The sequence below is a fragment of the Rohdeia mirabilis genome (assembly GCA_007750655.1).
GTDB lineage: Bacteria > Planctomycetota > UBA1135 > UBA1135.
The window spans coordinates 4,453,178-4,466,520 of sequence record CP036290.1 but is presented as its reverse complement, the minus strand read 5'-3'; the positions used below and the strand labels follow the sequence as shown (position 1 = coordinate 4,466,520).

Genomic DNA, 13,343 nt, shown 5'->3' with positions numbered 1-13,343 from the left:
GGATCCCCGCCGCGGCCGCCACTCGGCCACCCCGGCGGCTCCACCGGTCGACCGCGCTCCCCGCCGGTCGGTCCCGTCCGCGTCCGGAACCTCGGCGCGTCGCCCCCCCGCGGCAACCATGGCCAAGCGCACGTCCAAACGCTCCTCGAAGAAGAAGAGCACCTCCGAACCCTCCATCGTCGCGCGCGCGTTCAAGCGCATCGGCGCGACGCTCTCGAGCCTCGCCGTCGGGCGCGAGGTCGACGAGGAGACGAGCGGCGTGCTGCAGGAGATCAAGGGCCTGCTCTTCATCGGGTTCGCGTTGTGGCTGGGCGTCAGCGCGGTCAGCTACTTCGATCCCCAGACGGATCCGCGGTCGGCCTCGTTCAACTACGGCGGCGCGCTCGGCGTCTATCTGGCGCGTTTCGCGCTCTACTCGGTCGGCTGGAGCAGCTACCTGCTCTGCTTCCTGGGTCTGGCCTGGGGCGTGGTGCTGATGAGCGGGCGCCACGTCTACTTCCCGTGGGTCCGCGTGTTCGGAGGCATCTGCCTCCTGTTCGCGTCCGCGATCCTGTTCGAGCTGGCGTTCGGCTCCGGGTACGCGGACCGCACGCTCGCGCTGCAGCAGGTCGGCGCAGCGACGGGCAATCGCCTCGAGTTCGGGCCCGGTGGTTGGCTCGCCGAACAGCTCGTGCGCGGAGCTTCGGACCAGGGCGGACCGGCCGGCGTGTTGGTCGAGAACTTCGGTCTCCTGGGCGCGTGGATCCTCGCGCTGCTCGTCACGGCCGCGAGTTTCATGCTGGCCACCGAGCTGGCGTTCGTGCCGGCGATCACCGCTTTCGTGCACTGGCTCGGCGAACGCCGCAGCACGCGCGGCGAGTCGACCTTCTCGGCGCTCGGCGGTTGGACGCGCGCGACCCTCGCGTCGTGGTGGGACTTCCTGCGCGGCGGCGACGTGGAGCTCGCGCCGGTGCCCGGCAAGACGACTGCGAAGAAGTCGACGAAGAAGGCCGCGAAGAAGGCCGCCAAGAAGACGCCCGCGAAGAAGAAGGCCGTCGTCGAGCCGGAGCCGGAAGAGGAGTACGAGGACGAGGAGTACGACGACGAGGAGTGGGACGAGTCCGCCGAGGCCGACGAGGAGTGGGAGGAGGACGAGGCCTACGACGACGAGCCCGTCGCCGAGGACGACGGCGAGTGGATCTACGAGGACGAGGAAGAAGCCGACGACGAGGACGGCGAGTGGGAGTACGCCGACGACGACGGCGAATGGGAGGAAGGTGACGACGAGGAGTGGGAGGAAGCCGCCGAGCTCGAACCCGCCCCGAAGAAGTCCAACGCCGCACTGGTCAAGAAGAAGCTCGCCTTCAAGGCCTCCGAGCCGAAGGTCTACGACCCGCCGACGCCGCCCAAGGGCCCGTGGAAGTTCCCGCCGCTCGATCTTCTGATCCCGCCGGACTCCTCGCGCGCCAACAGCCGCACGCAGGAAGAGATCGAGACCGAGGCGCGCCGACTCGAGCAACAGCTCGCCAGCTTCCGCGTCGAGGCCACGGTCGTCGGCAGCACCGTCGGACCCGTCGTCACGCTCTACGAACTCGAGGTCGCCGAGGGCACGCGCCTCAACAAGGTCACCCAGCTGTCGAACGAGATCGCCGCCGCCCTGCGCGCCAAGTCGATCCGCGTCATCGCGCCCATCCCCGGCCGTTCGACGGTCGGCGTCGAGGTGCCCAACGCCAAGCGCAGCCTCGTGCGCTTCAGCGAGCTGATCACGAAGGAGGCCTACGACCCGAAGCACTACGCGCTGCCGATGTTCCTCGGCATGGACGCGGAGGGCAATCCGGTCGTCGAGGACCTGGCGCGCATGCCGCACCTCCTCATCGCGGGTCAGACGGGTTCGGGCAAGTCGGTCTGCATCAACACGATCATCGCGAGCCTGATGCTGACGCGCTCGCCGCACGACGTGCAGACGATCATGATCGACCCGAAGATGGTCGAGCTGCAGATGTTCTCGAACATCCCGCACCAGATGTGCCCGGTCGTGACGGACATGAAGTACGCCACGAACGTGCTCGAGTGGGCGTGCGAGAAGATGGAGATGCGCTACGAGCTGTTCAAGAACGCCGGCGTGCGCAACATCAAGGGCTACAACGCGCTCGGCGAGAACGAGAAGAAGCTCGAGGAACGCATGGGCGAGAACTGGAGCGCCGAGCGCACGCCGCGCCGCGTTCCGTACATCGTCGTCATCATCGACGAGATGGCCGACCTCATGATGACCTCCAAGAAGGAGGCCGAGGGCGCCATCACGCGTCTCGCGCAGAAGTCGCGTGCGGTCGGCATCCACGTCATCGTCGCGACGCAGCGTCCGTCGACGAACGTCATCACCGGCGTCCTGAAGGGCAACCTGCCGACGCGCATCGCGTTCACGGTCGCGTCCAACCAGGACAGCCGCGTCATCCTCGACAAGCCGGGCGCGGAGAAGCTGCTCGGCCAGGGCGACATGCTCTACACGCCGCCCGCGTCGAGCCTCACCGTGCGTGCCCAGGGAGCGCTCGTCGAGGACAGCGAGCTGCACAACCTCGTCGACTACATCTGCGAGGAGTCGGCCCCGAGCTTCAACCAGGAGCTCGTGCAGGTCGCGACCGGTGCGACGCGCAGCGACACCGACGGCGGCGGGATGGATCCCGCGGCCGAGGACGAACTGTGGGACCAGGCCGTGCGCGCGGTGCTCTCGACGCGCCGCGGTTCGGCGTCCCTGTTGCAGCGGCACCTGAAGGTCGGATACACGCGCGCCTCACGCCTCATCGACATGATGGGCGAGGTGGGCATCGTCGGAAGTCACAAGGGCAGCAAGTCCCGCGAGGTGATGCTGTCCCTCGAAGAGTGGGAAGAGATGCACGGCGTCGCGAGCGGCGTCAACGAGGACCATGAGTAAGCGCAAACGGAACAAGGGAAAGCGGCAGCGTCAGAAGAAGGCCCAGCGGACGCAGGGGGCGAACAACGCCGCCAACGCGCCGAAGGACGCCGGTCTGTACGACGCGGACGACGAGACCGAGTCGGGCAGCGACGAGACGCCGGTGGCGGTCGTCGCACCGACGCCTCGAGCGACCCGGGCGCCGTCCAAGCCGGCGTTGCGGTCCGTGGACGACGAGCCCAAGGTCGCGGCTTCGACGACGCGCGCCACGTCGCCGTCGGGCTCCACGCCCGTGGCCAAGGCTTCGGACAAGGTCCCTGCACGCACCGAGTCCAAGGCCAGCAGCGTGGCCGACATCGAAGGCGAGGACTGGGGGCGTTTCGCCTCGTTGGCCGCGCTCTTCGCCCTCGGCTCCTTCGTGACCGTGTCCGTCGTCGCCGCCCTGTGGAAGGGCACCCCGGTCGACGGCCAAGCGGTCAACGTGACCACGGGTCTCATGGGCGGCGTGATCGGCGTCTTCGGTCCGCTCGGAACCTCCGCCGTCGGTGCGCTCCTCATGGGGCTCGCCGCGACGCAGATCATCGCGCCGCGTCCGCTGCGTTGGCCGCTGGCCCTGGCCGCGCTCCCCGCGTTGGCCCTCGGCGGCGCGTGGCTGACCGGCAAGGGCAGCGTCGGCGCTCTGCTCGGTGGCAACTTCATGGTGCTCGGCATCCTGCTGGGACTCATCGGTCTGGCAGGTGGCGCGCTGCTCGTGGCCATGGCGCACGGGTTCTCGCTCGAGCGCCTGCGTCCGAAGCGCGAGGTGAAGGTTCGGACCGAGGACGAGGTCGAAGTGCGTCCGCTCGCCAGCGCGAAGGCCGCGCCGGTGCTGGCCGCCGCCGTCGCTCCCGCGGCGACGGCGCCCGCGCCCGTCGAACAGCACGCGCCCGCGAAGCCGACCCGGTCGAGCGAGCCCGCGCCGGTCGTCGCAGCCGAGGAGCCGGTCGCAGCGGCCGCCGCTCCCGATCGCGATCGCGTCCAACCGCTCGGTGGCGGCGCGCCGGTCGCGACCCCCGTCGCCAAGCCCGCGCCGCCCGAGCCCGAGCGCAACGTGGTCCGCGTCCTCGGCGGTGCGTCCGACGAGCAGGTGACCGGCGGACCCGTCGTGAAGGCGAAGGAGGAAGCGCCGAAGGAGCTCGAGGTTCGGATCCTCAAGCGCGGCGTGCCCGTCTCGAACGCAGCCGACGGCGAGATCCAGGTGGCCCCCCACGAGGGTGAGATCGACGAGCCCCGTCCGTACGTTCCCAAGGCGTCGGCGGCGAGCGCCCCGGCCCCCGCGGCGGCGCCGAAGCGCACCGTGACCTTCGCCTCGGCCGACGACGGCGCGACCGCCAGTGTCGCTCCGGCTCCCGTCGCTCCCGGCGCGGTCGAAGAGACGCCGCGCCCGATGGGTGGTGAGGCGAGCGAAACCGACGCTGACACCGAGGTCGCCGAAGTCGAGGAGTGGGAGCCCGTCGCCGCGACCGCCGCTCCCACCGAGACCGTCACCGACGAGGAAGAGGTCGAGGACGACGACGAGGAGTGGGAGTACGAGGAAGAAGCCGAAGCCGACGACGAGGAGTGGGAGGAGGACGACGAAGAAGAGGACGAAGAGTCCGACGGCGGCTCCGTCGCGGTCCTCGAGGACGGCTCCGAAGAGGAGTCGGACGAGGACGACGAAGAGTGGGAGTACGAGGAGGAGGACGACGACGACGAAGTCCAGGCCTCCGACGCGGACGATGAGGAAGAGGACGACGACGAGGAGTGGGAGGACGAGGAGGACGAGGAGGTCGAGGAGACCGACGACGTGCTCGCCTCGGACGCCGAGGAAGAGGACGACGAAGAAGAGGACGACGAGGACTCCGAGACGACCGCCGCGGAAGCGTCCGAGGAGGACGACGACGAGGAGTGGGAGTACGAGGAGGAGGACGAGCCCGAAGAGGTGCTCGCGTCGGCCGAAGAAGCCGAGGACGAGGACGTCGAGGAGGAGGAGTTCGAAGCCGAGGTCGCTCTCGAGGACGAGGACGAGGTGGAGCCGGCGCTCGAGCCGGTCGCCGAGGTCGTCGTCGAGGTCGTCGTCGAAGCGGCAGAGCCCGAGCCCGAACCCGAGCCCGTCGTCGTGGCCGAGGCCGCGACCGAGGAGCCGGCGGAAGAGCCGGTCGACGTCGCGGCCGAGGACGTGGTCGAAGAACCGGTGGCCGAGGCACCCGTCGCAAAGCCCGAACCCGAACCCGAACCCGCTCCGGCCCCCGCTCCCAAGAAGCGCGCCTCGCGCTCGAAGAAGAAGGCCGCGGCCGCCGAGGTCGAACCCGTCGTCGCCGACGTGGCCGACCCCGCCGTGCCGATCGAGCAGCGCAGCCTGTTCGCCGACGACTCCGCGGAGAACGACGTCGTCCTCACGCCGACCGCGCCTTCCGCGCCGAAGGACCGCGAACGCCTCCTGTTCGAAGCGGGTCGCATGTTCGTGGTCGAAGGCCGGGTCGCCGTCTCCATGCTCCAGAAGCGCTTCGGCCTCGACTTCAAGGAGTCGACCGAGGTCATGGACGAGCTCCAGGAGCGCGGTCTGATCGGGCCCTACATGGGCGGCTCGCGACGCGAGATCCTGATGGATGCCGACACCTGGCGCGAGACGGTGGGCGTGGGCTGAGCGACGCCGACCGCCACGGCCCCCGCGGCCGCCCGAGGAGGGGCCCGTTCCGACCGAGGAGCGGGCCCCTCCTTCGTTACGATGCGCCCGTGAGCCGCTCCAAGACCCCCTCCGACGCCGATCCCGTGGCCGTCGCGCTCGTCCACCTGGGCTGTGCGCGCAACCTGATCGACTCCGAACTCATCCTCGCCCGCATGGCCGAGGAGGAGCTGCTGGTGACCCCGGTGCTCGAGGACGCCTCGGTCGTCGTCATCAACACCTGCTCGTTCATCGGGGAGGCGCGGGCGGAGTCCTACGCGCGCATCGAGGAGCAGGTGGAGCGCAAGCGCCGCGGCGAACTCAACGCGGTGGTCGTCGCCGGCTGCCTGGTCGAGCGCTACCGCCGCCAGCTGATCCGCCAACTGCCCGACGTGGACCTGTTCTGCGAGATCTCGGACTACCGCGACCTCGCCAAGCAGGTGCGGCGCATCGGTTCGGGGCACCGCTCGCCCGGCTACCTCGAGGCGATCGAACGGCGCGCCGGCGACCGCGAGGACTCGCGTCTGCTCGCCACGCCCGGCTCCTACGCGTACCTGCGCATCAGCCACGGCTGCGACCACGGCTGTTCGTTCTGCGCGATCCCGATCATGCGCGGCAAGCACCGCAGCAAGCGCCTGCCCGAGGTCGTCGCCGAGGCCGCCGAACTCGTCGAACACGGCGTGCGCGAGCTCGTCGTCGTGGCCGAGGACTCGACCGCCTGGGGCCGCGATCTCGGCGGCGGACAGGAGTTGCCCGACCTCGTGCGCGAGGTGGCGGACCTCGACGGCGACCACGTGGTGCGCGTCATGTACGCCTACCCGAACCGCTTTCCCTGGGCGCTGACCGAGCTCCTGCGCGACCACCCGCGCGTCGCGCCGTACCTCGACATCCCGGTCCAGCACGCCGCGACCGACGTGCTGCGCGCGATGCGTCGCCACGGCAGCGGCGACCAGGTGCGCAAGATCCTCGACCGCCTCCTCGAGGAGGTGCCCGACCTCACGCTGCGCACGACGATGCTGGTGGGCTTCCCGGGCGAGACCGACGCGCACGTCGACGAACTGTGCGAGCTGATCGAGACCTACTCGATCGGCCGTCTCGGCGCGTTCACGTACTCGCCCGAGGAGGACACGCCCGGCTTCACCATGGAGCCGCGCGTCGAGGCGCACGTGGCGCGCGAACGCCTCGACCGCGTTCTCTCCGTCCGCGACAGCGTGCTCGAGCGCACCCAGCGCGCGCGCATCGGCCAACGCATCGACGCCCTGGTCGACGAACTGCACCCGCTGCCCGGCGGCGACGGATGGCGCGCGGTGGCGCGCGGGGAGTTCGACGCGCCCGAGGTCGACCCGCTCGTGCTCTTCCACCTCGAACCGCACGAGTCCGAGGTCGTCGGCGTGGGCGCCACCCTCGAGGTCGACGTGCGCGACGTCGACGCCGAGTTCAACCTGGTCGCCGAACCGGTGCGCGAGTGAGCGAGGCCGCACGACGCAGTGGCTCCGGTCCCGCGCGACCGGTCGGCGTCTTCGCCCACTGGCCCAACCGCATCACGGCGATCCGGTTCGTCGGCGCCGCCGTGCTGTTCGTGCTGCTCCAGATCTTCGGTCCCGGTGTCGACGCGCCCGACCGCAGCTACGGGGACCCGTGGATGCTGGCCTGCTTCGTGCTGTTCGTGACCGTCGCGGCGACCGATTGGCTCGACGGCCACCTGGCGCGCAAGTACGGCCACGTGACCGCGTTCGGCCGCATCGCCGACCCGTTCGTGGACAAGATCCTCGTGCTCGGCGCGCTCGTGCTGTTGGCCGCCTTCGACTGGGCCCAGCCGTACCTGCCGGCCTGGGTCGTGGTCGTCGTCCTGGCGCGCGAGTTCCTCGTGACCGGTATCCGCGGCTACGCCGAGAGCCAGGGCGTCGAGTTCGGCGCCGACCGCTTCGGCAAGATCAAGCTCGTCGTCCAGTGCATCGCCATCGGCGCGCTGCTCGGCCTGTACGGCATTCCGTGGCCGGAGGTCCTGGTGCGCCCGGTCGAGTGGATCGCGCACATCTCGGTCTGGGCCACGCTCGTCGCCTCGGTCGGATCGGGCCTGGGCTACGTGTTCAAGGCCACGCGCCTGTTGAGTGCGCCGCGCTGATGGATCGCCTGCGACTCATGCTGGCCACGTCGGGCGGTCTGGGCCTCTCGCCCGTCGCACCGGGCACGTTCGGGACGCTCGGCGGCGTGCTGATCGCCTGGGCGCTGTCGTTCACCGGCGCGGGTTTTCCGCTCTGGACGGCGGCCGTCGTCGTCGTGCTGTACGTCGTCGGTCGGCCGCTCGTCACCTGGTCGGAACGGCGCGCCGGCCACGGCGACCCGGGTTGGTACGTGCTCGACGAAGTGATCGGCTATCTGATCTGCGTGGCCTGGATCGCGCCGCCGACGTTGCTGTCGCTCGTGTGCGCGTTCCTCCTGTTCCGCTTCTTCGACATCCTCAAGCCCACGCCTATCCGCCAGATCGAACGCCTGCACGGTGCGGACGGCGTGCTGCTCGACGACGTGGTCGCCGGCCTCTTCGGACTGGCGTGCATGGCCGTCCTGCGGCTGTTGGTGCTCGACCCGTCGTACTGGGAGCTCGCCGCTTCGCCCGTCGGAGGGCTGTGAGACCGTGGCGCGCGTTCGACCTGAGAGCGGTGGCCTCGGACTGGCCGCGCGCTTCGCGTTGACGACGTTCTGCGTCCTACTCGTGGTCGTCGGACTGGGGGCCTGGGCGCTGTTCTCGACCGCGCGGGACATCGCCGATCGCTACGAGCGCGACGTCCGCGAAGACGCCCTGGTCGCTACCGCCAGCGCGAACGCCGGCGGAATCGTAGAGCGCGCGAGCAGCTCGACCCGTTCGCAGTCGGGTGTCGAACGCAGCGCCGTCGTCCTCGAGGACGGTCGAACGGCCGTCGAGTTCCGCTACGGACGCGGCGACGAGTCGGCGCGTCTGGTCGTCGTCGATCGCGACCGCGAACTGGCCGACGAGCTGTTCCAACTGGTCGTCGCCGCCGTCGCGTTGGTCGTCCTCGTGGCCTCGATCGCGTCCTGGATCCTGGCGAATCGCGTGGCGCGGCCGCTGCGGCGCATCGTCGACGACGTGCGCACGCTGGCCCAGGGCGGCGGAGCCCAGCGCTACCGCGAACGCGTCAAGGGCGGGGGCGAGGTGGTGCTGCTCGCGCGCGCGCTCGATCGCGTCGGCGAGGAACTGGCCGTGGCGCACCGGGCCGAACTCGAACTGGGCCTGCGCGAACGCGAGCTCGAACTCGCCGAGCAGGTGCGCGAGGCGCTGTTGCCGCTGACGACGCCGCTCGTGCCGGACTACGACGTCGGCGGCATGCACCTGCCCGGCCACGAGCTGTCGGGCGTCTTCCACGACTTCTACGAGTACGGCGACGGGCGCGTGGGTCTGCTCGTGTGCGAGGTTCTCGGCGAGGGCGTGCCGGCCGCGATCGTCGGCGCGATCGCGCGCACCTACCTGCGCGGCGCGCTCACCGGCCTGTCCGACGTGGGCGAGGCCTTCGCCGTCGTGAACCGCGAGCTGGCGCGCGACCTGCCGCGCGGCGTCGTCGTCACCGCGCTGTTCGCCGTGTTGCAGCCCGAAGAGGGGCGTGCGACCGTCGCCTGCGCCGGCCACCGGCTGCCGCTCGTTCGCACGAGCGCCGCCGATGGCAAGCTGCGCGTCTTCCAGCCCGAGGGCGTCGCGCTCGGCCTCGACGCGGGGCCCGTCTTCGAGCGCACGCTCGCGGTCCAGGACCTCGAGATCGCGCCCGGTGATCGTCTCGTGCTGGCCACCAGCGGCGCCGTCACCACGCCCGACGCCGACGGCCAGGAACTCGGCGAGCGCGGCTACTTCACGCTTCTCCACCAGGCCGCGAGCGCTCCGACGCACGACTTCCTGCGCACGGTGCGGCGCGCGCTCGAGGACCGCACGGGCGACGAACCGCGACGGACCGCGATCTCGCTCGTGACCGTGCGTCGCGAGCCCACCGCGCACTGAACCTGCCCCACATCCGCGACCAGCCGCCATGCAGATCGATCAGTTCCAGGAGCTCATCCGCCAGCTCTACCTCGAGCGCGACAGCGAGCGCGGTCTCGAAGGCACCTACATGTGGTTCGCCGAGGAGGTCGGTGAACTCACGCGCGCCCTGCGTCGCGGAGCCGATCGCGACGAGTTGGCGGGCGAGTTCGCCGACGTCTTCGCGTGGCTCGTCAGCATGGCGTCGATGAGCGGCATCGACCTCCAGCAGGCCGCGCTCGACAAGTACTTCAAGGACGGCGTCGCCGGGCACGAGAAGGACCGGCCGAACGGGTGAGCGCGAAAGGCTCACAAGGCGAGACGGGGCTGTTCGGCGAGGAGTACCTGCCGGAGAACGCGAAGCCCGCGTCGAAGACCGCGTCGAAGGCGGCCGCGCGCTCGAAGTCTGCCGGCTCGAAGCCCGAGCGCCCCGAACCGCCCGCGCACCCCGGGCCGTTCGCGCGCGTCGTGCTGCCGCGCCCGATGCGCACGGAGTACACCTACGCGATCGACGGCGATCTCGTCGAGCGCGTCCGACCCGGCATGCGCGTGCGCGTGACGTTCGCGCGCCGCCGCGAGATCGCCGTCGTCGTCGGCGTCGATGCGAGCACCGACGTTCCGGCGCGCGCGATCCGGCCGATCGAGGACGTGCTGGACGCCGAACCGGTGATCGGCCCCGAACTCCTCGATCTGACGCGCTTCATCGCGAACGAGTACGCGTGCTCCTGGGGCGAAGCTCTGGCCGCCGCGCTGCCGGCGCCGCTCAAACGCGCGGGCGGCAGTCGTCGCGTGCGCACCCTCGCGGCGGCGGAAGGGGCAGCGAGCGAACTGGACGAGCTGGAGGAGAAGCACCCGAAGCAGTACCGACTGCTGCGGACGCTGCTCGAGGTCGCCGGACCCGTCGATCAGCTCGAACTGCTGCGTCGCCTCGGTCTGTCCGACGCGCCCGCGAAGTCGCTCGTGAATAAGGGCCTCGCGGTCGTCGGGTCGCGCGCGGTCGAGACGTTGGTCGAAGCCGGCGGCGACCGCGAACGGCCGCGTCCGACGACGCTGACCGAAGGACAGTCGTGGGCGGTCGAAGCGGTCGACGCGGCTCTGCGCGTGGCGTCGGGATCGGGTCAGGGGCGCGGCTTCCTCCTGCAGGGCGTGACCGGCAGCGGCAAGACCGAGGTCTACCTGCAGGTGATCGAGCGCGCGTTGGCTCGCGGCCTCGGCGCGATCTGCCTGGTGCCGGAGATCGCGCTCACGCCGCAGACGGTCGGTTGGTTCCGCTCGCGCTTCGGCGAGGTGGCCGTGCTGCACAGCCGCCTGACCGACGCCCAACGCCTGACGATCTGGCAACAGGTGCGGCGCGGCGAGTTGCGCGTCGTGGTCGGCGCGCGTTCGGCCGTCTTCGCGCCGGTCGAGAACCTGGGCGTGATCGTCATCGACGAGGAGCACGAGCCGTCGTTCAAGCAGGGCAACGTGCCGCGCTATCACGCGCGCGACGTGGCGCTCGAACGCGTCCGGGCCTGCGGCGCCGTGTGTCTGCTCGGCAGTGCGACGCCGTCGCTCGAGAGTTGGCAGGCCGTGAAGGACGGACGGCTGTCGCGGCTGATGCTCGACGAACGCGTCGGCGGTGGCGCGCTGCCGCCGGTGGACGTGGTCGACATGCGCACCGAACCCGCCGGGCGACTGGCCTCGATCCTGTCGCGGCCCCTGCGCCAACGCATCGACCAGGCCGTGCTGAGCAAGGAGCAGGTGATCCTGTTCCTCAACCGCCGCGGCTTCGCGCCCGTCTTGTGGTGCCAGGCCTGTCGCACCGTCGTGCGCTGTCCGAGCTGCGACTCGTCGCTCACGTACCACCGCCACATCGAGCGCATGGTCTGTCACCAGTGCCACCTCGAGCAGCGGCCGCCCAAGGCCTGTCCGAGCTGCACCGCGCCCCAGCTGCGGATGCTCGGCGCCGGCTCCGAACGCGTGCAGAAGGCGATCGAGGAGATGTGGCCCGACTTCCGCGTGCGGCGCATGGACTCCGACACGATGGTGCGGCGCGAGGACTACGAGGAGACGCTCGGCGCGTTCGGCCGCGGCGAGATCGACGTGCTGGTCGGCACGCAGATGATCGCGAAGGGCCTCGACTTCCCGGGCGTCACGCTGGTCGGGATCATCTCCGCCGACACGAGTCTGCACCTGCCCGACTTCCGCGCCGCCGAGCGCACGTTCCAACTGCTCGCACAGGTCGCCGGTCGCGCGGGCCGCGGCGAGCGCCCGGGCCAGATCACGGTGCAGACCGAGAGTCCCGAGCACCCGGCCGTGCGCTGTGCGACGACCCACGACTTCGAGAGCTTCGCGGCGCAGGAGTGCGAGTCGCGCCGCGAGTTCGGCTACCCGCCGTTCGGTCGCCTGCTGCGCGTCGTGGTCGAGGACGACGACGCCGGACGCGCGGCCAGCGAGGCCGATGCGATCGCGACCGAGTTGCGCGATCTCGTCGAGGGACCGGCGGCCGAGGCGGCGGGCGAGACCGCGGTCGTCCTGGGTCCGGCGCCCGCACCGATGTCGATCATTCGCGATCGCCACCGCCACCACGTCCTGGTCAAGGCCGCGCCGGGCGTCGGCGCCGCCACGGCCCCGGCCTTCGTGCGCGCCCGCGACCACCTCGCCGAACGCGCCGCTCGCACCACGCGGCCGCGTCTGAGCGTGGACGTGGATCCGGTGTCGATGCTCTGAGAGCGGGCGGGCCGGCTACGCGCGCTCGTTCGCGAGCTTCGCCCGCGCGGCGGCGTGCACGGTCTCGACCGCGAGCGCGTCCATCCGGCCTTCCGTCGCACGCAGCACGGTGTGGCGCGAATCCGTCCGTTCGGTGGAGCCGTAGGGCCCCGTGCGCCGCGGATCGGCCGGCCCGAAGAGCGCGAGCGTCGGCGTACCGACGGCCACGGCCAGGTGCATCGGCCCCGTGTCGCCGGTGACGACGAGTCGCGCGCGGCGCTCGAGCGCGATCAACCGTGGCAGTGTCGTCGCTCCGACCAGGTCGCGCACGCCGGGGCCGGCCGCCGCGAGGAGCGCCGTCGCCAGCTCGCGATCACCGGGGCCGCCGATCGCGACGACGGGCGCCGCGCCGTCCTCGACGAGGCGCTTCGCGAGCGCGCCGAAGCACTCGGGCGACCAGCGGTTCCGTGGTTTGCTGGCGCCCGGATTGATCAGCACGGGCGCCGCGCCGAGTTCGTCCACGAGCGCCGCGGCCCAGGCGTCCGCTTCCGCGTCGACGGGCAGCAGATGCTCGGCCGGACCGTCGCATCCGAGATGCCGCGCGAACGCGAGGTACTGATCGACCATGTGCTCGTGCGGCGGCCCGGGCGCGATGCGTTCCGTCGCGAGCAGCCACGAGAACTCCTTCGCGCGCCGGCGGTCGTAGCCGAGCACGCGCGGTGCCCCGGACGCGCGCGCCAGCAGCGCCGACTTCGCGATGCGTTGCAGGTCGACCGCCAGGTCGTAGCGCTCGGCGCGCAGCTCCCGCGTCACCGCGCGGCGTCCGGCACCGCCCGAGCCGCGGCGCCACAGATGCACGCGATCGACGCTCGGGTGGCCCTCCACGAGCGGCAGGGCGAGATCGTGGATCGCCCAACCGACGTGCGTGTCCGGGCGCGCGCGCTTCAGCGCCGTGGCGAACACCAGAGCGTTCACCACGTCGCCGATGGCGCCCAGGCGCACCACCAGGACGCGTGCGGGGAGGCCCGCTGAGTCGGATCGGGAGGACACGAGGTCGACAC

General features: G+C 71.2%; 9 protein-coding genes. 8 read left to right on the top strand and 1 reads right to left on the bottom strand.

Annotated features, from left to right (window positions below; genetic code table 11):
- The first annotated feature begins 118 nt into the window (after positions 1 to 118).
- From Pla163_RS16575 to priA, 8 genes are all read left to right on the top strand, one after another.
- Positions 119 to 2,908 carry a DNA translocase FtsK gene (locus Pla163_RS16575; protein ID WP_419186058.1) on the top strand — a complete coding sequence of 930 codons (2,790 nt, stop codon included), beginning with the start codon at positions 119 to 121 and terminating at the stop codon, positions 2,906 to 2,908.
- Positions 2,901 to 5,552: a DNA translocase FtsK gene (locus tag Pla163_RS16570; RefSeq protein ID WP_145191140.1), complete on the top strand. Its 2,652-nt coding sequence runs from the start codon at positions 2,901 to 2,903 to the stop codon at positions 5,550 to 5,552. The genes Pla163_RS16575 and Pla163_RS16570 overlap by 8 nt, the downstream gene beginning before the upstream one ends.
- Positions 5,553 to 5,641: 89 nt before the next feature.
- The gene (gene rimO, locus Pla163_RS19210; protein WP_419186057.1) at positions 5,642 to 7,039 is read left to right on the top strand and encodes a 30S ribosomal protein S12 methylthiotransferase RimO; all 1,398 of its coding nucleotides are present in this window, start codon (positions 5,642 to 5,644) and stop codon (positions 7,037 to 7,039) included.
- Positions 7,036 to 7,695 (top strand): CDP-diacylglycerol--glycerol-3-phosphate 3-phosphatidyltransferase, encoded by a 660-nt coding sequence (pgsA, locus tag Pla163_RS16560; protein ID WP_145191134.1) that lies wholly within the window; start codon positions 7,036 to 7,038, stop codon positions 7,693 to 7,695. Before rimO ends, pgsA begins: the two co-directional genes overlap by 4 nt.
- A complete protein-coding gene (locus Pla163_RS16555) occupies positions 7,695 to 8,201 on the top strand; it encodes a phosphatidylglycerophosphatase A family protein (RefSeq protein WP_145191131.1) in 507 nt (168 codons plus the stop codon). Before pgsA ends, Pla163_RS16555 begins: the two co-directional genes overlap by 1 nt.
- A 4-nt stretch (positions 8,202 to 8,205) precedes the next feature.
- Positions 8,206 to 9,576 carry a PP2C family protein-serine/threonine phosphatase gene (locus tag Pla163_RS16550; protein ID WP_419186056.1) on the top strand — a complete coding sequence of 457 codons (1,371 nt, stop codon included), beginning with the start codon at positions 8,206 to 8,208 and terminating at the stop codon, positions 9,574 to 9,576.
- A 28-nt stretch (positions 9,577 to 9,604) separates the two neighbouring features.
- Positions 9,605 to 9,892, top strand: coding sequence for a MazG nucleotide pyrophosphohydrolase domain-containing protein (locus tag Pla163_RS16545; protein WP_145191125.1), 288 nt, complete (start codon positions 9,605 to 9,607; stop codon positions 9,890 to 9,892).
- Positions 9,889 to 12,303 (top strand): replication restart helicase PriA, encoded by a 2,415-nt coding sequence (priA, locus tag Pla163_RS16540; protein WP_145191122.1) that lies wholly within the window; start codon positions 9,889 to 9,891, stop codon positions 12,301 to 12,303. The genes Pla163_RS16545 and priA overlap by 4 nt, the downstream gene beginning before the upstream one ends.
- A 15-nt stretch (positions 12,304 to 12,318) precedes the next feature.
- Here priA and Pla163_RS16535 read toward each other — a convergent pair whose 3' ends face one another.
- Positions 12,319 to 13,332 (bottom strand): glycosyltransferase family 9 protein, encoded by a 1,014-nt coding sequence (locus Pla163_RS16535; RefSeq protein WP_419186055.1) that lies wholly within the window; start codon positions 13,330 to 13,332, stop codon positions 12,319 to 12,321.
- Positions 13,333 to 13,343 lie beyond the last annotated feature (11 nt).

Bases quoted from the DNA above. Each gene is read 5' to 3' on its own strand.
- Pla163_RS16570 (WP_145191140.1), top strand. From the start codon at position 2,901: ATGAGTAAGCGCAAACGGAACAAGGGAAAGCGGCAGCGTCAGAAGAAG.
- Pla163_RS16575 (WP_419186058.1), top strand. From the start codon at position 119: ATGGCCAAGCGCACGTCCAAACGCTCCTCGAAGAAGAAGAGCACCTCC.
- Pla163_RS16555 (WP_145191131.1), top strand. From the start codon at position 7,695: ATGGATCGCCTGCGACTCATGCTGGCCACGTCGGGCGGTCTGGGCCTC.
- Pla163_RS16545 (WP_145191125.1), top strand. From the start codon at position 9,605: ATGCAGATCGATCAGTTCCAGGAGCTCATCCGCCAGCTCTACCTCGAG.